General features: G+C 37.1%; 14 protein-coding genes. 4 read left to right on the top strand and 10 right to left on the bottom strand.

Going from position 1 to position 22,366, the window contains the following annotated elements:
• Positions 1-38 precede the first annotated feature (38 nt).
• Entirely contained in the window at positions 39-1,913 is a 1,875-nt protein-coding gene (locus ACH3O9_RS15230; RefSeq protein ID WP_416441951.1) for a PAS domain-containing protein, read from the bottom strand.
• A 257-nt stretch (positions 1,914-2,170) separates the two neighbouring features.
• Entirely contained in the window at positions 2,171-5,947 is a 3,777-nt protein-coding gene (locus tag ACH3O9_RS15225) for a T9SS type B sorting domain-containing protein (protein ID WP_416441949.1), read from the bottom strand.
• A gap of 372 nt (positions 5,948-6,319) precedes the next feature.
• On the opposite strand from ACH3O9_RS15225, the gene ACH3O9_RS15220 reads away from it, so the two are divergent.
• Together ACH3O9_RS15220 and treS are read left to right on the top strand one after the other, a co-directional pair.
• Positions 6,320-6,985: an NAD-dependent epimerase/dehydratase family protein gene (locus tag ACH3O9_RS15220; protein WP_416441947.1), complete on the top strand. Its 666-nt coding sequence runs from the start codon at positions 6,320-6,322 to the stop codon at positions 6,983-6,985.
• A 199-nt stretch (positions 6,986-7,184) separates the two neighbouring features.
• The gene (gene treS, locus ACH3O9_RS15215; RefSeq protein ID WP_416441945.1) at positions 7,185-10,502 is read left to right on the top strand and encodes a maltose alpha-D-glucosyltransferase; all 3,318 of its coding nucleotides are present in this window, start codon (positions 7,185-7,187) and stop codon (positions 10,500-10,502) included.
• Positions 10,503-10,623: 121 nt separating this feature from the next.
• On the opposite strand, the gene ACH3O9_RS15210 is transcribed toward treS, so the two are convergent.
• From ACH3O9_RS15210 to ACH3O9_RS15195, 4 genes are all read right to left on the bottom strand, one after another.
• Complete coding sequence (locus ACH3O9_RS15210) at positions 10,624-10,818, bottom strand: cold-shock protein (protein ID WP_416441943.1); 195 nt, start codon at positions 10,816-10,818, stop codon at positions 10,624-10,626.
• A 422-nt stretch (positions 10,819-11,240) separates the two neighbouring features.
• Entirely contained in the window at positions 11,241-12,101 is an 861-nt protein-coding gene (locus ACH3O9_RS15205; protein ID WP_416441941.1) for a DMT family transporter, read from the bottom strand.
• Positions 12,102-12,168: 67 nt separating this feature from the next.
• The gene (locus tag ACH3O9_RS15200) at positions 12,169-12,618 is read right to left on the bottom strand and encodes a KTSC domain-containing protein (RefSeq protein WP_416441939.1); all 450 of its coding nucleotides are present in this window, start codon (positions 12,616-12,618) and stop codon (positions 12,169-12,171) included.
• A 95-nt stretch (positions 12,619-12,713) separates the two neighbouring features.
• Positions 12,714-14,231 carry a sensor histidine kinase gene (locus ACH3O9_RS15195; protein ID WP_416441937.1) on the bottom strand — a complete coding sequence of 506 codons (1,518 nt, stop codon included), beginning with the start codon at positions 14,229-14,231 and terminating at the stop codon, positions 12,714-12,716.
• A 161-nt stretch (positions 14,232-14,392) separates the two neighbouring features.
• Here ACH3O9_RS15195 and ACH3O9_RS15190 point away from each other — a divergent pair, with 161 nt between their 5' ends.
• Both ACH3O9_RS15190 and ACH3O9_RS15185 read left to right on the top strand, forming a co-directional pair.
• Complete coding sequence (locus ACH3O9_RS15190) at positions 14,393-16,174, top strand: DUF885 domain-containing protein (protein WP_416441935.1); 1,782 nt, start codon at positions 14,393-14,395, stop codon at positions 16,172-16,174.
• Between the two features lie 147 nt (positions 16,175-16,321).
• Positions 16,322-17,065 carry an SDR family oxidoreductase gene (locus ACH3O9_RS15185; protein WP_416441933.1) on the top strand — a complete coding sequence of 248 codons (744 nt, stop codon included), beginning with the start codon at positions 16,322-16,324 and terminating at the stop codon, positions 17,063-17,065.
• A gap of 144 nt (positions 17,066-17,209) precedes the next feature.
• Here the strand turns inward: ACH3O9_RS15185 and ACH3O9_RS15180 are convergent, their stop codons facing one another.
• The 4 genes from ACH3O9_RS15180 to ACH3O9_RS15165 form a co-directional block, all read right to left on the bottom strand.
• A complete protein-coding gene (locus tag ACH3O9_RS15180; protein ID WP_416441931.1) occupies positions 17,210-18,601 on the bottom strand; it encodes an FAD-binding oxidoreductase in 1,392 nt (463 codons plus the stop codon).
• Positions 18,602-18,751: 150 nt separating this feature from the next.
• Positions 18,752-19,855, bottom strand: a complete 1,104-nt coding sequence (locus tag ACH3O9_RS15175) for a nickel-binding protein (RefSeq protein WP_416441929.1) — start codon at positions 19,853-19,855, stop codon at positions 18,752-18,754.
• A gap of 41 nt (positions 19,856-19,896) precedes the next feature.
• Positions 19,897-21,657, bottom strand: a complete 1,761-nt coding sequence (locus tag ACH3O9_RS15170) for an alpha-amylase family protein (protein ID WP_416441927.1) — start codon at positions 21,655-21,657, stop codon at positions 19,897-19,899.
• Between the two features lie 19 nt (positions 21,658-21,676).
• On the bottom strand, positions 21,677-22,363 hold the full coding sequence (locus ACH3O9_RS15165) for a DUF421 domain-containing protein (RefSeq protein WP_416441925.1): 687 nt from the start codon (positions 22,361-22,363) through the stop codon (positions 21,677-21,679).
• Between the last annotated feature and the right edge of the window lie 3 nt (positions 22,364-22,366).

The following is a 22,366-nucleotide window of genomic DNA, read 5'->3' as shown; positions in this document are numbered from 1 at the left end:
TAAAACCTCGCGAATTTAATAACATTTGAGACATATTATTAATTATCGGCTTGAAAATTAAGCAACTTATTACCTTGTAAAAGCTTGGCGATTTCTTCAGTTTCTTTATGTGATTTTGTTTTTAAAGAAATGCATTTAATAACCTTATCTACTTCCTTGGCAGAGTCGAGAACATCTGTAAGAAGATCTTCTTTTTCTGCCATCGAGATATTTCCGTTTTTAATAAGATCTATCAGCCCCATAAGTCTGGCTACAGGCACTCGTACAGAATGTGATTGATCCCAGGCAATTTCGCGTAAGCGGGTATTTTGTTCTTCTACAGTTTTAACATAGGCCAATTTTTCTGAGATGTCGGTAAGGACGCCTATTAACCTAGTGACATTTCCCTTTGAATCTCTTACTGCAAGGGCCATTGCTTCTACAAATACATACGTACTATCTGCCTTCTTAAGTCTATATTGAGCTGTCCAACGATTCTCAGAGCTATTATTAAGAAACAGATTTAAAGAATCTAAGACTAATGTTAGATCTTCGGGATGAACTATTTTTTTCCATCTTTCTAATGAATAAATATCATTGGATATAGGATAACCAAACAGACGTTGAAAGCTTTGCCCCCACTTGATATTATCATTTATAAAATCATAATCATAAATGGCATCGTTAGTAGCTTGATGTACATATTTATAGAGTTGATTTCTTGAGCGTATTGCCATACTATTTCTATAGTTCTCTAGTATTATACTCACGAGGGAAGAAGAGCGCTCAAAAAACAAAAGTTCTTTGTGGGTTGGTTTTCTGGGCGTAGCATAATAGTTTGCAAATGTTGCGATTACATTTTTTTCTGAGTTAAAAATAGGTTGTGACCAGCATGCAGCCAGACCTACGGGCAATGCCAACGCCTTATAATCTTCCCAAAGAGGATCTGTGCTAATATCTGAAACAATTACACGTTTTTTAAGAAATGCTGCTGTACCGCATGAGCCACCTTTGGGCCCTATAGTGGCTCCTTCAATTGCTTGTTTATAAATTTGAGGCAAATTAGGACAAGCGAGATTATATATTTTATTGTCTTTTACACTTAAAATAGAAGCCTTCATATCTGGGAAGATCTGCTCAAGTCCCAGAACGTAATTTTCTAAAATTTTATTTAAGTCTGGCGCTATCTCCATCGCCTGCTCCATAATTCTTCGCTCTAGACGCTCAAATTGTAATGTTTTGTGCGACTCTGTAATATCGACGCAATATAACATCATACTCTCTTCTATTGACGAGCTCATACCGCCGGAAACATCCATGATTAAGTTAGTCCCGTCTTTATGATGATGCGTGAATACACCAAGATGATAAGGAAAATGTTTTTCACTCAAGCCGCGCTGACCTTTTAGAAAGTCAAAGACAGAATCTTCAACAAAGATATCTTTCACTGTCATGTCTAAAAATTCTTCTTTAGAATAACCGTATACGCTTATAGCAGCATCGTTGAGATCGATAATTTTAAGTGTTTTAGAATCGTATTTGATCTTAGGAGAAGGATCTTTTTGAAAAATATAGTGATACCTAAGCTTCTCTTCTACAATACTTTTAGTACCACCAGCTGCTAGACAAATAATATATCGCTTATCTGAATCCCACCCAAGCGACCACTTTAGAGATATAGTGATACCACTCTCTAACTGATGGCGACAGCTAAATAACTCGTTAGTGTTTTTAGGCTGCTTTATTTTTGTTAAGAGTTGTTCAAATTCAGGAATATCATCATCTAACATTGTGTCTGTAAAAGCGATAGTCTCACTCTCAAATAATTCAAGGCCTAGTTTATTTGCCCAGATTATATCTCCTTCTTCACTAATAAATAAAATAACATCTGATGAGTTATTTAAAACATTTTGTACCGTATAATTTTTTAGCATGCAATGTATATATTGAGCTGTTATTCATTTAATTTTTTACGCTGAAGGGGAGTGTACTTTAACTTGTATAATTAAAGATAGACAATTAAATTACCATTTAAAAAAAATTAACGAAAGCGCAATTTATTCGATTATTGGTACAAAAAGACCGATTTTTAGTCATTTTAACCCATTTATGTGCGCATTAAATAAATATAAGACGGTTTAATTTTGCAAAAATATTTTTTACATGTATAAAAATTTTTGCCTGCTTTTTCTTAACGTATGAGACTAAAATGTCCTTTTTGTGAACTGCCATCTGCAAATTCTATATGAAACCAATAATCGTCTGCAGGAAGCTGTCTGCCATTATATGTGCCATCCCAGGAGTCATAAATCTGGTTGATCTGCTTTAATAATTTGCCATAACGGTCATAAATAAATACAGTGAAGTTTTGATCTGAAGTACCCAGAGGTTGCCAATTATCGTGACGGCCATCATTATTAGGTGTAAAATACCGGGGAAAGCTAAAGATAGAAACCCGTTGTCGTAAAATGCCACAACCTCCTATTTCACGAGCGTAAACTGTATAATTTCCACCTGCTATATCATTAAAAATATTGCCCTCCTGATAGTAAAAATCGTCTAAAGAGTATTCAAAATCGCCCGGTGTATTTATAATAATTTCAATAAAATTAGAACCTGATCGCTGTCCCGCATTCACTTCAAAATTGGTAATAGGTGTTCCCGCACTGCGTACGATATCTACACGGGCACTGCTTTCGCCGCAAAGGCCATCATTTACAGTATAAAAATAGCTTGCTGCAGTATCTCGCGAGGGATCAAAAATGCTACCACCGCTATTTAAAGCAGGCGACCATGTACCGCCAGAAACAGGATTACCATTAAGGTAATTCATAAGATCTACGGCTGCACCAGAATTGCATATCTCAAGAATCCCATCTTCACCGGCAGCGCTTATATCTTCCACATTTACAGTTACCTGTGCAGATACCGGTGTACAATTACCATTTATAACAGTATATGTATAAATACCTGCCTCATCTATGGCGGGATCAAAAATACCCGTGCCGCTATATAATTGCGGACTCCATAATCCGCTGTCGTCTGGTGATCCGCTTAAAGCGAAAAACAAATCCTGCGCTTCTCCATTCTTACAAACCGAAATTGCAGCATCTTCTCCTGCATTGGCAATTGGTATGACCGTAATATCTATTTCCGCGGAAGCGCTTCCACAACTGTTATTCACAGTATATACATACACGCCCGAAGCATCTAAAGCAGGATCAAAAATCCCCGAACCACTTGCCAAAACCGGAGACCAAACGCCGCCTTCCTGCGGTATACCATCTAATTGCGTAAAGAGATCTATAACACCTTCTTCCTCACAAACCGTAAAAGTTCTGCTTACACCCGCATTGGGTAATTGCTCAACGATTACATTTACCGTTGCTTCATCAATACCGCAAGCACCTCTGTCTATAGTATACCTATAAATTCCCGGTGCCTCAATTACGGGATCAAAAACGCCTGTTTCAGATATTAATTGAGGGGACCACGTACCTTCTGCATCAGGGTTGTTACCCAGTATTTGAAAAAGATCAACAGGTTCACCTTCTATACATATAGTTATTTCACCATCATCGCCGGCATTGGGATTGCCTTCTAAGAGTGTAACTTCTACGGTTGCACTTGTATCTTCACAACCATTATTTATAACTGTATAGGTATAAATTCCTTCAGGATCGACAGCAGGATCAAAAATACCGGTTCCGCTGCTAAGAGTAGGTGTCCATATTCCGCCGGTTTCAGGATTACCATTAAGGCTTTCAAAAAGATCTGCAGGCGTATTTGATGTACAGGTCGTTAGATCGCCATTTTCACCTGCGCTTTTATACGTACTCAAATTAACGGCTACATTGGCTTCAGCGACATTACAGTTTGCATCTGTTACGGTGTACGTATATGTTACTGCCTCATCTAAGGCAGGATCAAAATAACCTTGCTTCCCCTGAAGAAAGGGGTACCATGTTCCGCCCTGTATAGGATTCCCAGGCAAAAGCGAAAATAGATCTATCGGCTCTTCATTTTTACAAATTGTAACAGATGTATCATTACCCGCTGTCGCATTTACCGGTAACTGTATAGACAGCGTTGCAATATTAGAAGATCTGGGTGTATAGCAATTACTGGCCGGGTTAGAAATGCGTAATCTGTACAGACTAAGATCTTCTGCAATTGATGGATTTGTTACCGTAAGCTCCTGCGTGTTTACACCTGAGTAACCTGCGTCTTCAATTAAAGGAATCCAGTTATTGCCGGCATCTGTACTTTTTTCCCACTGCAATACAGATGCATTTACTACTTCTGTTGTAAATGTGGCAGATTGCCCCAATACGATCTCAACTGATTGCGGCTGTAAATTATATAAAGGTGTGCGCCAATATTCCTGATAATCTGGCACTGCATTGAGATTTACATCTGCAGGTTTATTGTAACCACTAGGTTCATTTAATACTTTACCATCAGAATCAACATTAGGCTTACCACTCCCTAAAATGCCATCAACATCGGGATCAGAAAATCCGGCTTCAAACACATCAAAACAGCCATCATTATCACTGTCTGGGTCTAAATGATCTGGCAGCAGATCAAGATCTGAATCACGTGTAGGGTCACCATCTTGTTCAGATAGATCTGTAAGACCATCGTTGTCATCATCGAGGTCAACAGCATCTGCTATACCGTCACCATCATTATCTCCTCTTGCGGCTATCTCAGCCGAAGTATTGCAGGGAAAAAGATTATCTCTAATGGTTAAAAAAATAGGCTGTTTACCATAATTTAGATAATTGCTTAAACCAGAACAATCTGTAAGCGACATATTAAATTGTATCGACAAACTATTAGTCACACTGCGCAGCTTGTTTAGAAAATCAAGATTTTTAAGTTTATCCATTGAGCTAATTTGAAGCTCGTAACCTACTTTTTCGAGTTTAGATAATCCATCAATTGTTTCAAGCGATGTATTTTGATATAGAAGAATTGAAAAGGCAACTTCTTTCAGGTTTTGCAATGCATTAAAAGAAATCAAACCGGCATTTTCTCTTATGGTTGCAAAAAGAATATGATCAACTTTATTAAGAGCATTAAAATCTGTAAGATTTGCCATCCCTTCTAAAGTAAGATCCCCAAGATTGTATACATTTTTAAAAGCGTCTATCTTTTCTATTCCTAAATATCTAAGTGAAATAGAATTAATTTCTATTAGATTATCAAAAGATGAAAAATAGGGAGTGGTATTACTGTTGCCACTGTATTCTATATGAATGTAATTGGCTTTTTTGAGATTTTGATATTCGCCAAATGTTGTAAGTTTTTGATTGTAAGATATTCTTAAACCTTCTATTTTCTGAAGATCATTAAAAGCAGGAATAACTAATAATTCCGGATTTTGATGAATATAAAGTACAGAACTTACCTCCGCCAGATTGCTGAATCCTTCTACACGCTGCAGATCAGGATTTTCAATTATTTGAAATACACCAGCAGAACTAATTGCATTAAAACCGTTGATTGATTGTAGTTGCTCATTATAAGAGAATTCCATTTGGCTGGTACAAGCTAGTTTATCAAAGCCGCTAATGCTGGTGAGCTTTTGGTTATTTTCAATATTAAGCCTGCCTATCTCTTCTATATTTGAAAGATTGATTTCTTCCAGAAGGGGATTGTCTTCAATAAATAATCTTCCTTTTACTGCCTCTAGCGAATTAAGACTGCTTATATCTGTGAGCGAAGTTTCTTTAATTAATAAATGACCTTCTATATTTTGAATATTCTGAATTCCTGAAATGTCTGTAATATTTGCTCCTTCAATGATCAAATTAGCCGGAAGCATTGTACAACTGCCATGTGATGATACAAAGTTGCTAACTTCGGCTTGAGAAGACAGGCGTATACTGCCCTCGGGACATTGCCCATAATTAAGTTGACAGATAAAAAAAACAGATATAAGAAGTAACCTGAAGATCATTAGTTTATGTACACATATCCGTTAAAAACGGTAACGCGTATCTTATATTTTTCAAGTAGGGTTTAATTGGCAATAATATAATAAAGAAAGAGAATCTCTACATTTTGATATTATTTTATTTAATTACACCCAAAGGTTTAACATTCTGAAACTTAAAGTGATCAAATCATTTCAAAGAAAGTACGTTGAATTGATCTCATAATTCTATGCTGAAATAAGAAAATCCGCTCTTGCCTACAGTTATTAATTAGTATAGATTTACTTATCAATTGAGATTCAAATTTTCCGGATTTTATAGTGTTTCTAACTTTGCTTTCGAAAATATTAATATTATCCTATTTGTTTAATCTTCGCTGATAAACGCTACCACTTATGAAGAACGTATTGATTACAGGTGCTACCGGGATGGTAGGGAATATTGTTTTACAGCATTGTTTAGAATCTTTTAGAATTACTCGTATAATTTCATTAACTCGACGCTCAAGCGGAATAAATCACCCCAAGTTAAAGGAGGTTATTGTTACTGATTTCACCGATTTTTCTACTCATAAAACCGATTTTGAAGATATTGATATTGCTTATTTCTGTCTGGGAGTTTACTCTGGTACGGTAAAAGATGCGCTCTTTAAGCAGATAACTGTAGATTATACAGTATCTTTTATAGATGTCCTGAACAAAATGAGTCCTGAAGCACATGTTTGTTTTTTGAGTGGTGCTGGTGCAGATCAAAAAGAAAAAAGCAGGATGCCATTTGCAAAATATAAAGGCATGGCAGAAAATTATCTCATCAGTAAAGATCTTGAAAGCCTGTACATCTTTAGACCTGGCAATATTTATCCCGTAGAAGAAAGAAAAGAGCCTAACTCAAGTTATAAGATCATGCGTAAAGCATACCCCTTGCTTAAAATGTTTGGCAATAAATACAGTATACGCTCAACAGAATTAGGTCTGGCTATTTTTAATGCCGGTTTCTTAAAAGGAAAAAATGTAATACTGGAGAATAAAGATATTTTAGCGTTAACAGAATCTGCAGATTAACTTTCAATTTTAGCTTTTTAATTTTCCTCTTTTTCATCCTACTTTTCTTACCGGCACTCTTACTTGTGCTTTACGCTTATTCGTAAAAATTAGGGGGGAAATGTTTAATTCTTGTTATTTAATTTTTCAATACCTCAGGCTTCTGTAACTTTAAGGAAATTGATTTCTTAACCTTCAGGTTTTAAACACAATAAGATTTATGAGTACATCTGCAAGCATAGACGAGAACGTGCATTGGTATAAAGATGCCGTAATTTATGAACTTCATATTAAAGCTTTTTTCGACAGTAATGGTGACGGTATAGGCGATTTTGACGGTCTATTACAAAAACTAGATTATCTTGAAGATCTGGGTGTTACAGCGATCTGGCTTTTGCCCTTTTATCCTTCTCCGTTGCGCGATGATGGCTATGATATAGCAGATTATTATAGTATTAACCCATCCTATGGTAATATAAAAGGATTTAAAAAACTCATTAAGCAAGCACATAAACGGGGATTAAAAGTAATTACAGAGCTGGTTATAAATCATACATCAGATCAACATGCATGGTTTCAGCGAGCACGTAAAGCTCCCATTGGCTCACCTGAAAGAGATTATTATGTGTGGACAGACGATCCTAAAAAATATAAAGATGCCCGTATTATTTTTACTGATACAGAACCCTCTAACTGGACATGGGACCCTGTGGCGAAACAGTATTTCTGGCACCGGTTCTTTTCGCATCAGCCAGATTTAAATTTCGATAATCTGCTGGTACAGAAGGAGGTCTTTAAAATAATGGATTACTGGTGTGAATTAGGCGTTGATGGTTTCCGTCTTGATGCAGTACCTTATTTATTTGAAAGAGAAGATACCAACTGTGAAAATCTTGACGAAACGCATACCTTCTTAAAAAAATTACGTGCTCATATTGATGCGAATCATGATAATAAACTGCTTCTCGCTGAAGCAAATATGTGGCCTGAAGATTCTGCAGCTTATTTTGGTGAAGGTGATGAGTGTCACATGAACTACCACTTCCCTATTATGCCGCGTATGTTTATGGCGGTAAAAATGGAAGACCGCTATCCTATTATTGACATTATTGATCAAACTCCAGATATACCGGAATCCTGCCAGTGGGCGATCTTTTTGCGTAATCATGACGAACTTACACTCGAGATGGTGACAGATGAAGAACGCGATTACATGTATAAGGTTTACACCAAAGATCCTCAGGCTAAAATAAATGTAGGTATTCGTCACCGCCTTGCCCCTTTGCTTGAGAACAACAGGAATAAGATCGAGTTGATGAACGTTTTGCTGTTTTCGCTACCGGGAACACCAGTTCTTTATTATGGTGATGAGATAGGTATGGGAGACAATTTTTATCTGGGTGATCGTGACGGAGTGCGCACACCTATGCAATGGACGGCCGACAGAAATGCCGGTTTCTCAATGGCAAATCCGCAGAAGTTATACTTGCCTACTATTATTGACCCGGAGTATAAATATGAGTCTGTAAATGTAGAAGCGCAGCAAATGAACGCATCCTCACTGCTGTGGTGGATGAAACGTATAATTGGGATGCGTAAGCGTTACAAGGCCTTTGGCCGTGGTGATATTAAATTTTTATCGCCATCTAATTCTAAGGTTATTGCTTATACAAGAAGTTATCAGGATGAAGATATTTTGGTATTAGGTAATTTATCGCGCTTTTCTCAGGCAGTAGAACTGGAATTAGAAGGTTTTGAAGACTATGTTCCCGTAGAAGTGTTTAGCCATAATAAATTTCCCAGAATTACAGAAGACCCCTATTTATTCACAATGGCGCCCCATGGTTACTATTGGTTTTCATTAGAAAAAGAGAATAGCCGTATTGAGGAAAGCCCTATGCCAACGCTCAAAATCAAAGACTGGCCAGATTTATTAGAGAGCAAGACCAAAAAGAAACTTGAGAGTAAAATTATTACACCTTACTTAAAAAGCTGCAGCTGGTTTGAAGGAAATTCTCGTGTTATACAAAGTGTGGCCGTCGCCAATATTAGAACGATACCCGTTAAAAACCTGCAAGTTTATCTAATGATAATTGAAGTGGTTTATAATGACGGTTTACCCGAAAATTACCAGCTTCCGGTTGCTTTTCTATCAAAAACGAGAGAGGAAGCTATACGCGAAATTCCTAAAAAGGGAATAATTGCTAATTTATCTCTTGAGAACGATGAGGGAATTCTTTTTGATGCAGTTTATTCTGAAAATTATAGAAATACCTTGTTTTTGAATATTCAGAAAAGCAAGCGTTTACATACTGCAAGCGAAACATTGATATTTAAAAAAGGAGAAGAACAGGCAACCTTTCATGTAAATGATCTCAATTCGCGTTTAATTGATTCTGTACAAAGTAATACATCTATAATTTATGACAACAGATATTTTCTCAAGCTTTATAGAAGACTTGACAGTACTATAAATCCAGATCTGGAAATAACAAAATTCTTATCAGAGACAGCGCAGTTTAAAAATGCTCCCAAGTTTGTAGGTTCAATAGAATACAATACAGCAGCTCGTAACAAGGTGGTTCTGGCAATGGTTCAGGATCTTGTCTCTAACCAGGGCAATGCGTGGGATTATGCTAAAGATGCTTTACATAGATATTTTGATAATGTATTAACGCGGGCCCGTGAAGTAAAGCTGGAACCAGTAAAGAACAATTTAACCAAGCCTATTCAATTTGATGAAATACCAGAAGATATGCAAATGCTTATGGGCAGTATTTTTCCAGAGCGTATAGCACTTTTAGGCCAGCGCAGTGCAGAAATGCATACAGCACTTGCTTCTCACACAGAAGTGAAAGATTTTGAACATGAAGAATTCTCGCTGCATTATCAGCGGTCATTATTCTCATCGTTACAAAGTCTAACGCGCAGCGCTTTTGAAAATCTCTCTAAAAACCTTAAAAATCTTCCTGAAGAGATACAAAATGAAGCTGAGGAGGTTTTAGCCATGCGCAGTGAGGTTTTAGACTGTTTTAAGCGGGTTTTTGACCACAAAATACCTACTCTTAAAATAAGAACACATGGTGATTTTCATTTAAATCAAGTACTCTGGACCGGTAAAGATTTTGTAATTATAAACTTTGAGGGTGAGCCGGCTCGTGCCTTTAGTGAGCGCAGATTAAAGCGATCACCATTGCGTGACGTTGCTGCTATGATACGATCATTTCATTATGCTGCTTACAGCAGTATTTCAGAACATGAATTTGACAAGCAACGTAAAGAAGGCAATCTCGAAAAATGGGCAGAATCCTGGTATTATTACATCACGCGCATGTTCTTGCAGGGATATTTAAACAATGTGGGCGATGGTAACTTTATGCCAGATGAACAGGAAGATTACAATATTTTGTTAGATACTTTTCTGCTTGAAAAAGCGGTTTACGAACTTAATTATGAGTTGAACAATCGCATTAAGTGGACATTGATCCCCTTACGTGGAATAAAATCTATTATAGAACGCTACAGAAATGGGCAGTAACTTAGTAATACAGAAAAGCAAAATTGTAATTCGTTTTGCTTTTCTGAAATTAGAATGTATTTTTAATGTATAAAAAAAGCCATCTTTTCAGATGGCTTTTTATTAAATCTTGCAAAAAGAATTAGTCAATAACTCTTACGTTTATTGCATTGATTCCTTTTTTACCTCTTTCTGTTTCAAACTCAACACGGTCGTTTTCACGAATCTCGTCTATAAGTCCACTTGCGTGCACAAAAATATCTTCGTTAGATCCTTCGGCTTTAATGAAACCAAAACCTTTAGTCCCATTGAAAAATTTTACTGTACCTTCTTTCATTGTTTTTACTCTATTGTTACTTAATTTATTTATAAACTCTTTAAAAATATTCATTTCTATTTATTTGGTAATCAGTAATTACGATTAGCTGTAATTTGTCTGATTATTACTGGTTTTACCCGATTTTTAAACTAAATTGGGAGGTTTTCCAGACTTGCCTATATTCTATAACTGATTTTTTGTGGAAACTGAGAAGAATTCTTGAGGACTAAAGGTTATGATTGAACTTCTAACCTAGACTTAAAACTTACGTCGCTTATTCCTATACCGCGATTATAAAATGTATTGCACTATTGCCGCAAATTTTCAAATTAGTGTCTCTTACTAAAGATACCTTTGAATCAATTTACTTGGCAAAGCTACAACTAATAAAAGATATTCTATCATAAAATCGTAAAACATTGTTATTTAGCTTTATTGACTTATTTTGCGCTTTCAGCTTTTCGATTTAATCTGGAAATATAAAAACTGCTAATTAAAATACAGCTGCCTCCTATTATCGTATTTAACGTAAGACTTTCACCCAGAATTAAATACCCAAGAATTATTGCGCTCACCACTTCTAAATACATGAGTGAAGTTGCAGTCGCAGCCGATAAATATTTAAGACCAAAAAAGAACAATTTAAAAACGATCACACCTATAGTAAACGCATAAATAAGCCCAATACCTAACTCTTCTGGTTTTGCATCTGGCAAAGCAATTAAAAAAGGAGTGAAAAGAACGGCACCCGCTATATTTTGATAAACTATGAGCTGGTTTTTACTATAATTATGGGTTTCTGTCTTAAACATAATAACCGTGATAGCATAACCTATAGATGCTCCTATCGCCGCTAACATCCCGATAAAATCATTTGACTGAAAGCTAAATTTCTTACCGGCATAGGTAATTAAAATACCAAAAAAAGCCAGAAGCATGAACATAAGTTGCTTTTTCCCTATACCCTTTTTATGAAATATGATCTCAAGAGCTGCTACAAAAAGCGGATAGGTATAAAATAATACCACTGCATTACCTATAGAAGTGTAAATAAATGCCACCAGATAGAGATACATGCGTATGGCATTAATGCCAGAGGCAAGAAACATATGTTTATAGTTGCCTTCAATCTTCAGTTCTTGATTTCGCCATAACGCGGGAAGCAGAAAAAGCACCGGCACAACAGTTCTAAACCAAGCAATTAGACCGGTAGACATGCTGGGCATACTTTTTATGAGAATGCCGTTTGAGCCCGCAATAAGAGCACAAAGAATTACTGCATAAACTGCCTTTTTATTCATAATACAGAAATAGACTGCTTAAAACGCATCAATTATATTGACGAATTTTTGACTAAAACAGCCGATTTTAAGCTTCCTGAAGCGATTTTTTAGACTTTCTGTAAAGATAGTTGTTGTAAATATTGCGCTTAGCAAAACGTACCTGCTTATCAGAATTTATAAGTTTAATGAAAATATTTTTTGGAACACCAAAATATTCATAAGTAGTACCGTCTGTAAATGTGATATCAAGAAGCAAACCTTTATGATTAAAATCTGCTATACCACATTCATTAATTGTAGCCTGGTATGTTTCGGCATTAGCCAGTTTAGTTTCGGGAGCGATACTTACCAGAAAATGATATGCGTCTATAATCTCACGACTTTTTACTTCAGCCTCGTCACGCTTAGCATCGCCTTCCTGAAATTTATCAGGATGCCATTCTTTTACAAGATTTCTATAAGTAGTTTTAAGCTGCTTAAGATCTGTATTGGCTTCACTATTAAATAATTTGCGGTAGGCTGAGATACGCTTCATGGGTGTCTTTTTTAAGAAGCGGCAAAGCTACACCATTTCTGCGTCTAAAAAATTAAAAGGATAGAAAATCGATCTGTTAATTAATCGGCCACAATCTAGAGCTTAAAAAGCACTTCAAAAATAGACCCCTTCCCTACTTCACTGGTGACATTGATTTCACCACCCATGGCTTCCACCTGATTTTTTGTGATAAAAAGACCTATACCTTTAGCGTCATCGTTGCCATGAAAGGTTTTATACATACCAAAAATATTCTTCCCGTATTTATCAAGGTCAATACCTTTACCGTTATCTCTAAGGCTTAATACAAGAAAATTATCAAGAGTTCTGGTTTCCAGTTTTATAACAGGATCGCGATCTGGGTGTGAATACTTTAAAGCATTAGATATAAGATTCAAAATTATGCTCTCCAGATAAGCGGGATTATAACGTACCAGTATATCTTTTGAAACGGTATTAGTTATATCTGCATGTTTCCTATTGATATCAGCTTTTAGAATATATCTCGTCTTCTCGATTATATCATGCAGGTTGAGATCTTTCAACTCAAGCGTGACATTTGTTTGCACAGAAACAACTTCATTGAGGTGCATGATAGTTTCAGATAATCCGTCTGAAACCTTTTTTACATAATCAATAAGCTCCATCTTCTCCTCCATACTCTCTGCAACATCCATCATACCCAGCAAAGACTCAAAATTACTGGAGTGTGAGCGTAAGTTGTGAGATACAATGTGAGCAAAATTCATCAGTCTTTGGTTTTGCTCTGCAACAATACCTGTAGTTTTTATGGCGTCTGCTTCCTTTTGTTTTAGATCTGTAATATCAGAATGTGTGCCTATTACACGCAGGGGCTTCCCGTCTTTATTCCACTTAATGACCTTACCTCTGTCTAATATCCAGATGTATTTACCATCTTTTCGCTTTACGCGATGTTCATTTATATAAAATTGCGTGTCACCTCTAAAGTGTTTTTTTATATCGTCATAATAGGCTTTTTGATCATCAGGATGTACACGCTCATTCCAGGCCTCAGAATTTCCTTCAAGTTCTTCCTGAGTTAAGCCTAGCATATTCTGCGAAGCTTTTGAGTAAAAAACCTTGTTAGTTTCAATATTCCAGTCCCAGATACCATCCTGTGAACTTTCAACCGCTAATCTTAAACGCTCTTTGTTCTCAAATAATTCGATCTCGATGCGTTTCTTATCTGTTATATCAAGGGCGCTGCCTCTAAAAATGATTGTGCCGTCTGCTTGAGGTTCTGGGTGGCTTTTACCTCTCACCCAGCGTTCTCCTTTTTTAGGCAGAAGAACACGATATTCATAATCCCAACTCAGGAGTTTACTTTTAGCCTCCTCCATTGCTGCTAAAACTTCTTCTCGATCTTCAGGATGAATTCTGGCAAGAAGTGGTTCTGCAGTATCACTAACGTCTTCTGGAGTAATTTCAAAAATGTTTATGATACTTCTGCTGGCATATTGAAAATAAGATGTATTATCTTCGGGGTTGAATCTGTATTGATAAATCATTTCATCAACCTGATCAAGCAGTTTATGCAGATCTGCCTGGTTTATTTTAGAAAGATCATCAGTATTAGGAGGGCCTTGCTTCAAGGGGGGTGTTATTAATCTTAAATCAAAATAATTTGCTCAAAGATATATTATTTTATAAAGTTTTCCTGCCAATGGGCATTGTTAATGTCTTTTTAACCTAAAGGATTCACTATAATAACATTTGAATTTCTTTTTTATTTTTCAACCTTAACCATTTTATAATGACAAAATTACTACTTACTTTAATTTGTTTTAGCTGCTTATTAAGCTGTAAAAATGAACCAAAAGAAGAAAACCAGGAGATCGCGGCAAATACAGAGTTTAATACCCTGTTAGACAATTACTATGAAGACGGTCTTAAGCTCAATCCCCTTAACGCCACCACATCTGGTGATATGCGTTATAATGACAAATTTCCCAACACGCTTTCTCAGGAATATACAGATAGTTTAAAAAATTACTACCAGCATTATAAGGAAGAAGCTTCACAGTTTGACGCCTCAAATTTAAATGAGACAGATCTTATGAGCAAAGCCATTCTAGACTGGGAGTGTGATATTAATCTGGAAACTCTTCAATTTAGTAAAGATAAATACATGCCTATAGACCAAATGTGGTCTGTAAATCTCTTTATGGGTCAGCTTGCCAGCGGGGCCGGTGCACAACCTTTTAATACAGTAGCCGACTATAAAAACTGGCTAACACGGGTAGATAATTACCTTATATGGTTTAAAAACGCAGAGCGTAATATGGCAGAAGGTGTTACAAAAGGTTATGTTTTACCTAAATCGCTTATCGCTAAAATTATCCCGCAAATGGAAGCTATGACAGACTCTAATCTGGACAGCCATATTTTCTACAGTCCGGTTAAAAATCTGCCCGATGATTTTACAGATGAGGAAAAAGAAGAAGTAACACAGGCATATCAAAAAATGGTTACCCAAAAAGTAATTCCTGCTTATGAAGAGATGACTAATTTTTTAAAAAACGATTATTTAACTGCTGGCCGTGAAACCAGTGGTATTGCAGATATTCCTGATGGTGAGGCCTATTATCAACACCAGATCAAATTATATACAACCACAGATATGACGGCCGCAGAGATTCATCAATTAGGTCTTGATGAAGTCGCTCGCATATCTCAGGAAATGGAAAAGGTTAAAGAACAAATAGGTTTTGAAGGTGATCTAAAAGCATTCTTTAATTATGTACGTACCAATAAAAAATTGATGCCGTATAAAAACCCGGAAGAAGTTGTCGCCCATTTTAATGATATCTACGATCGCATGAAACCTCAGCTGCAAGAGCTTTTTGATGTAAAACCAAAAACACCTTTTGAAGTAAGACGTACAGAAGCTTTTAGAGAAAATTCTGCCAGTGCAGAGTATAATCCCGGTTCGTTAGATGGTACACGACCTGGTATATTTTATGTTCCCGTTCCTGATGCTGCTACATATAATGTTTACAGTGATGAGTCCTTATTTTTACATGAAGCAATCCCGGGTCATCATTATCAAATCTCATTAACGCAGGAAAGCACAGAACTTCCACAGTTTAGAAAAACACTTTGGTACAGCGGTTACGGCGAGGGCTGGGCACTTTATGCAGAATCATTAGGTATAGAACTGGGGTTGTATACAGATCCTTATCAATATTTTGGTATGCTGGGCGCAGAGATGCATCGTGCAGTGCGCTTAGTTGTAGATACAGGATTGCACAGCAAAGGGTGGACGCGTGAACAGGCGATACAATATTCACTTGATAATGAAGCCGAATCTGAAGCTAGTGTAACTTCAGAAATTGAGCGATATATGGCAAATCCCGGTCAGGCTCTTTCTTACAAAATAGGACAGATGAAAATAAGAGAGCTTCGCGAAAAAGCTAAAGCTGAACTTGGTGATAAATTTGATATACGCAAATACCACGATCAGGTTCTAGAAACCGGCTGCGTACCTTTAGAATTACTTGAAAATAAGATTGATAATTGGATAAGTAAGCAATAAAAATCGGTCAAATCACTATAAAAACCTGCCTTTTAGGCGGGTTTTTTGATTTCAGCAAGATTCCTTTTCTTAACCTATGTTATTTAAATGCAAGCAAGCGCTTCCTAAATTTGCGTGAAGAAAATTTTCAACCAAAAACAATATAAAATGGAAGATAACATAAAAGGAAAAGTAGTTATAATCACTGGTGCCAGTAGCGGTTTAGGTGAAGCAACTGCGAGATTATTAGCACAAAAAGGAGCGCATGTTGTATTAGGTGCTCGTCGTATAGAGAATCTTGAAAAAATTGCTTCAGAAATACGTGATGCCGGCGGGAATGCTGAAGTGCTCAAAACCGATGTAACTAAAAAGGAGGAAGTACAAGCTTTAATAGACAAAGCTCTTGAAGCTTATGGTAAAATTGATGTTCTTGTAAATAATGCTGGTTTAATGTCTATTGCTCCACTTACAGAAACTAAAATTGACGAGTGGGACAGTATGATAGACATCAATATTAAAGGTGTACTTTATGGTATAGCAGCAGCACTTCCTGTTTTTGAAAAGCAAGGTCATGGTCACTTTATCAACTTGTCGTCGGTAGCGGGAATTAAAGTTTTTAGCCCGGGCGGAACTGTTTATAGCGGAACTAAATTTGCCGTACGTGCCATTTCTGAAGGTTTACGTCATGAAGTAGGTGGTAAAATACGCACCACTTCTATAGAACCCGGAGCTGTAGATAGCGAATTGAAAAACGGAAGTTCTCACGAAGCGAGTTCTAATAACGTTAAAGAATTTTACAAACAAGCAATTCCATCAGATTCTGTGGCCAGAGCTATAGCATATGCTATTGAGCAACCTGCAGATGTTGATATTAATGAGATCGTTCTGCGTCCTGCTGTTCAGGAATTCTAGAAATTTAAAGAGACTAAAGAAACGTGGCAACTATTCTGAAATTATTCAGGTTACCTTAATAACAGTTGCTCGATCTTTTATTTTCTCACCGCAATAATGAAAACACCCATTGGTAAATTCAATGGGTGTTTTTTTGCTTTCGCTTTAAGCAGATTGCGGTTCTATATTTTGGTTTACACGAAACAAATTATGAGGATCGTATTTGTGTTTAATACCGGCCAGCCTGCTGTAATTGTGCTTATAACTTGATTTTACCCGCTCCTGCCCTTCATTCATCATAAAATTAGAATAAGCACCTCCCGCTGAAAAGGGATGCAGTGCTGTCCAGTAATCTTTACACCACTCTGTAATTTTAGACGCATTTGCAGGGTCAGGATCTACGCCCACTATCACACCTGCGTATTTTGCATCCCGATAAGCCCAGGGAGTATCTTCATCTCCCACTCTGCCGGCTGCCCCACTTATAGGGTACAAATGCATTTGCGATAAAGGTGAAGGAATACTAGAACCAAATTTAAGATGCTGTGCACTGGCTTCAGCAGGCAGGTCATTAAAGAAATCTGCACGCCAGTACCACTGTAATCCCGGAGGCAGTAAGCCATCAAAAAGGGTCTGAATAGCTGGATATGGCATTTCACCTACGTGCGCAAAAACAGGATTTAGCGCATTAATCTCTTTAAAAAGCTCATCAAATGTACTTTGATCACCTAAATAACACCAGACGATACCACAAAACTGTTTGTTGTGTAACTCTGGCGGAAAAGGAGCGCCGGGAATGATCATGGTTGCGATAAAGCCATTGAGTTCATCTGGAGCATTAGTAATGTAATTGTGATACCATTTCATTATTTCTTCAGTGCGCTCTATGGGCCATAAAGTGGGACCGCCAATAACAGTTTTTACCGGATGCGCCTGAAATTTAAATGAAGTGACGATACCAAAATTACCACCACCACCACGAATAGCCCAAAATAGGTCTGAATTCTTATTTTCATTAACGGTTACAAAACTACCATCTGCAAGAACCATATCGGCTTCAAGGAGATTATCTATGGTGAGGCCATATTTTCTAGACAAATGCCCTACTCCACCGCCCAGCGTAAGACCGCCTACTCCTGTTGATGATATAATGCCGGCAGGAACTGCCAGCCCAAAAGGATGTGTGGCGTGATCTACTTCTCCCCAAAGATTGCCGCCGCCCACTCTTACAGTCTGCTGCTCTGCATCTACTCGAATAAATTTTATCCCGGAAAGGTCTATAACCAGACCATCATCGCATATACCCAGACCACCGCCATTGTGTCCTCCCCCCCTAACAGCGATCAAAATATCATGCTCGCGGCCAAAATTTACGGCAGCTATAACATCTACCACATCTACACATTTTACGATCATAGCCGGTTTTTTATCTATCATCGCGTTGTAGACTTTTCTTGATTGATCGTAAATAGAATCTTCTGGCATAATTAAATCACCTCTAAGCTGGTCTTTAAAAACATTGATTTTTGATTCTTCTATTTCACTAATTGTTTTCATACTGGTTGTTTTTGATTGATGAGTAATTCTTTAGATTGTATACTGCTAAAGTAGATAGTAGAAAAACATCGGGCATTTATAAATCGCTCAAAAACAAGCACTTTTAGCTCAAAATCGGCTAAAATGATCAAAAATCGGGAAAGTTATATTTTAGATAAAGAATTTCGCGCAAGCAGAAGGCGACATACCATAAGCTTCCTGGAAGCATTTTGAAAAATACGATGGCGTATTAAAACCGCTGTCAAAAGCAACCTGAGAAACGTTTCCACCTTGTACGCTCAGCATTTTTAATGCACGCTTAAGCCTGTAATCTTTTAAAAATGTATTGGGTGATTTTCCGGTTAATGCGATCATATTGCGATAAAATTTTGCTTTGCTACAACACAGGTGTGCGCAGAAATCTTCTACCTTGAGATTGGTCTGGTTCCAAAGTTTTTCTGTAAACTGCATTAAATTCTCTAGAAATTTTTCTTCAGATGGATTTAGCGCAATAACAGATTTGTTTTCATTTAAATCATTCTTATTCTCCTTATCATATGAATAACGAACTTCTGGCGAAACCACAATTTGACCATCTATTACTTCGCATAACCATTGAGTCATTTTTATAGTATCTTCAAAAAAATCAGGAGTATTTGTAACAGGATCACCGGTGCTCAACCCGATATTTAGCTCCAGCAGCGGATAATCGACCTTTTTTGACAAGTTTTTAAAATTAGAATGAATGGTAATTGCACACAATACAGCCTGCGTTACTGAAGTAAAAGAAGCCATGCACTTATAAAGATCATAATTAACTACGTTGCCATTATAATTTTTAATGGTTTCTTTTGTGAGGTCTAAATTCTTGTGCAGAACGCGCCTAAGTTTACTTTTTACTTCATCAGTACACAAAATCTGATTGGTTTGCGCGATCATAACAATTCTAAAAGCTGAATCTTTTATTAATTGTTCTTCACTTTTGAGAGGAGCAGGGTCTTCTATACGACCCAAAAAAGATTCTACTATGCCCGCATTAACTTCAATGATCTTATGCGGTACGTCGCCGTGCGCATTTTGATGCATCTCTCTAATAGCGTCTTCATTGGGCGCTTCTATAAGGCAAAAAGCGGTTTTCCTGGCTTCATCGCACCAGTAGGTCATACCTTTGCAACCGTAAAGATGCTCGATCTTTAGATCTTCCTGATGCATCTGCGCCACATGTTCTGCAGTTATGTCCTGCGGAATATTGTGCCTGTCCATATAAAGCGGCATACTTTTTTACTACAAGGTAGTGATTTTTATGTAGTTATACATTATTCTGTTACTACACGCAGCCATCTGTAGCCATATGGTTTCAGTTTAAAATTGAAACTTCCGTGAGAGGGTGAAATGTTTTTTTGGTTTTCGAGATTCTTTAATTTTCCCTTTTTCAAATTTTCTGCAGCCACACTAACTTCTTGATCCTCGTCGCTTAGATTATGCACGACCAGTAATTCCTGGTCTTCCCATTGGTAATGAATTGCCAGGCATTGATCTGAATTTGAATCCAGAATTTCCCATTGACCAAAACTAATTTCCGGACATTCTTTACGTAAAGCGACCATTTTTATGTTCCAGTTGAGAAAAGAAGTAGAATCTTGTTTTTCATCTTTCACATTAACCCGATCATAACCGTATGGATATGAATTAATGACGGGTCTCACCACTGTATCACTGACAGAGAAGCCGGCATTCTTAGAATCATCCCACTGCATGGGCGTTCGTACGGCAAGACGTTCTTTCAGTTTTAAATTATCACCCATTCCTATTTCATCTCCATAGCGCATTACAGGTGTGCTTGGCAGCGAAAATAATAAGTTGTAAGCTAGTTTTAAATGGTCAATATTATTGTTTAGCATAGGTGCCAGTCTGCGTCTGATACCGCGATCATAGAGTTGCATATATTTTCTGGGACCAAATTTCTTATAAACAGTATTGCGTTCTTTTTCAGTTAATCTGCCCAGATCAACTTCATCGTGATTGCGTAAGAACTGTCCCCATTCTGCTTCTTTGGGAATATCTTTTGTGCTTTGCAGCGCGTTTGCCAGAGGTTTTGCTTCACCAGTTGCAAGCGCATAGAACATATGTTGATTTACATAAAAGTTAAACATCATATGCATGCGATCTTCTTCTTCACCAAAATAATTTTTTGTTTCTGAAGGCGCAACATTGGCTTCACCTAATATGATAGCTTCCTTGTCAATACTCGAAACATATTCACGCATTTCTGTAAGAAGATTAAACTGATGCTCAAACTTCTCTCCTTTTTTCTCGGGTACTTCTATTATAAAGGGTACAGCATCAAGTCTAAAACCATTTACACCGCGATCAAGCCAGAATTTCATAATCTTCTTTACCTCTCTTTGAACGGGTAAGTATTGCATATTTAGATCTGGCTGAAAATCATAGAATCTGTGATAGTAATATTCTTTTGCAATTGTATCAAACGTCCAGGTTTCTGTCTGTACCCCGGGAAAAATCATACCTGTATCGTAATTCTCAGGCTGTTCTTTGCTCCATAGATACCAGTTGTGGTAGACTGAACTTGTGTCTTTTTCGGCTTCTTTAAACCAGCTTATCTCATTAGATGTGTGATTTACAACGAGATCCATTATCACCTTAATGCTATCTTTTTTCGCGGCAGCTACAAAAGCATCAAAATCTGATAATGATCCCAGTCTTTTGTCTACATCATAATAATCTGTAATATCATAGCCATCGTCTTTATTAGGAGTAGGATTAAAAGGGGAAAGCCAGATCGCCGTGATACCAAGCGAATCAAGATATGGCAATTTTGAGATCAATCCTTTAAAATCTCCTGTGCCATCTGCATCACTATCTTTAAATACTTCTACATCCAGACTATAGATTATACTGTTTTTATACCATAGAATAGCTGTAGAATCAACAGGAACTTCCTGTTTTACATTAACTACTTCTAACTTCTTGATCTTTCTCTGGCTAAACCAAATAATTGCACCAGCAATGGCAATGATCACAAAAGCAGACAGGATAAAACGATTTTTTCTGGTCATGTATATAGGTTAGTTGGTGTTATATTATGGCTGTCACCCAATGTTTAGATTTGCAATTAGAGCAGATCTCATCATTAGAGATAATGTCTTTTCTGTTTCCGCATTCATGGCAAACCATTTCTTTATCACTTTTTATTTGTCTGTCGTACAACTCCTTATCCCAATCTGGAATTATTGACAAACCGGCTTGTTTTTCTTCTTCTTCAATAAGTGTAAAACTTCCACCCGCTTCCATATAAAGCCGTTTTACAACGCCCAGATTTTTAATACTCTTACTTCTCAATTGAGCGATAACACCTTCGCGGGAAACACGAGCCCTTTTCATAGAGAGGAAATTCATCATTCCATTTTCTACGAGAACAGAATAATCTCCTTGCGATATCTGTTCAAACTTTTGATGATTAAACGCCCATGCCGAAATCACGCGCTCTACCACAACTACAATTATTGCAATAATTACCGGTGGCAAAAGCCCTTTGTCTGCTGCCTGAACAGGAATACCTATTGCAGCTGCCAGCGCTACCATAGCTCCCATCTCGTTGCGTGATACAAGTGATGAAAATCTATTTTCCATGAGGCGCATTGCGACCACAAGAATGAGATAAATAACAAACATGCGTATAAAAGCTTCTATAAAAAAGCTCCACGGCACTTTGCCTATAAACATCCTGCTCCAGTCACCAAAGTATATATTCTCGTCTTTCATTTT

The organism is Leeuwenhoekiella sp. A16 (genome assembly GCF_047946675.1).
GTDB lineage: Bacteria > Bacteroidota > Bacteroidia > Flavobacteriales > Flavobacteriaceae > Leeuwenhoekiella.
Note: the sequence above shows the minus strand (reverse complement) of the source record. Positions and strands in the feature narration are given on the sequence as shown.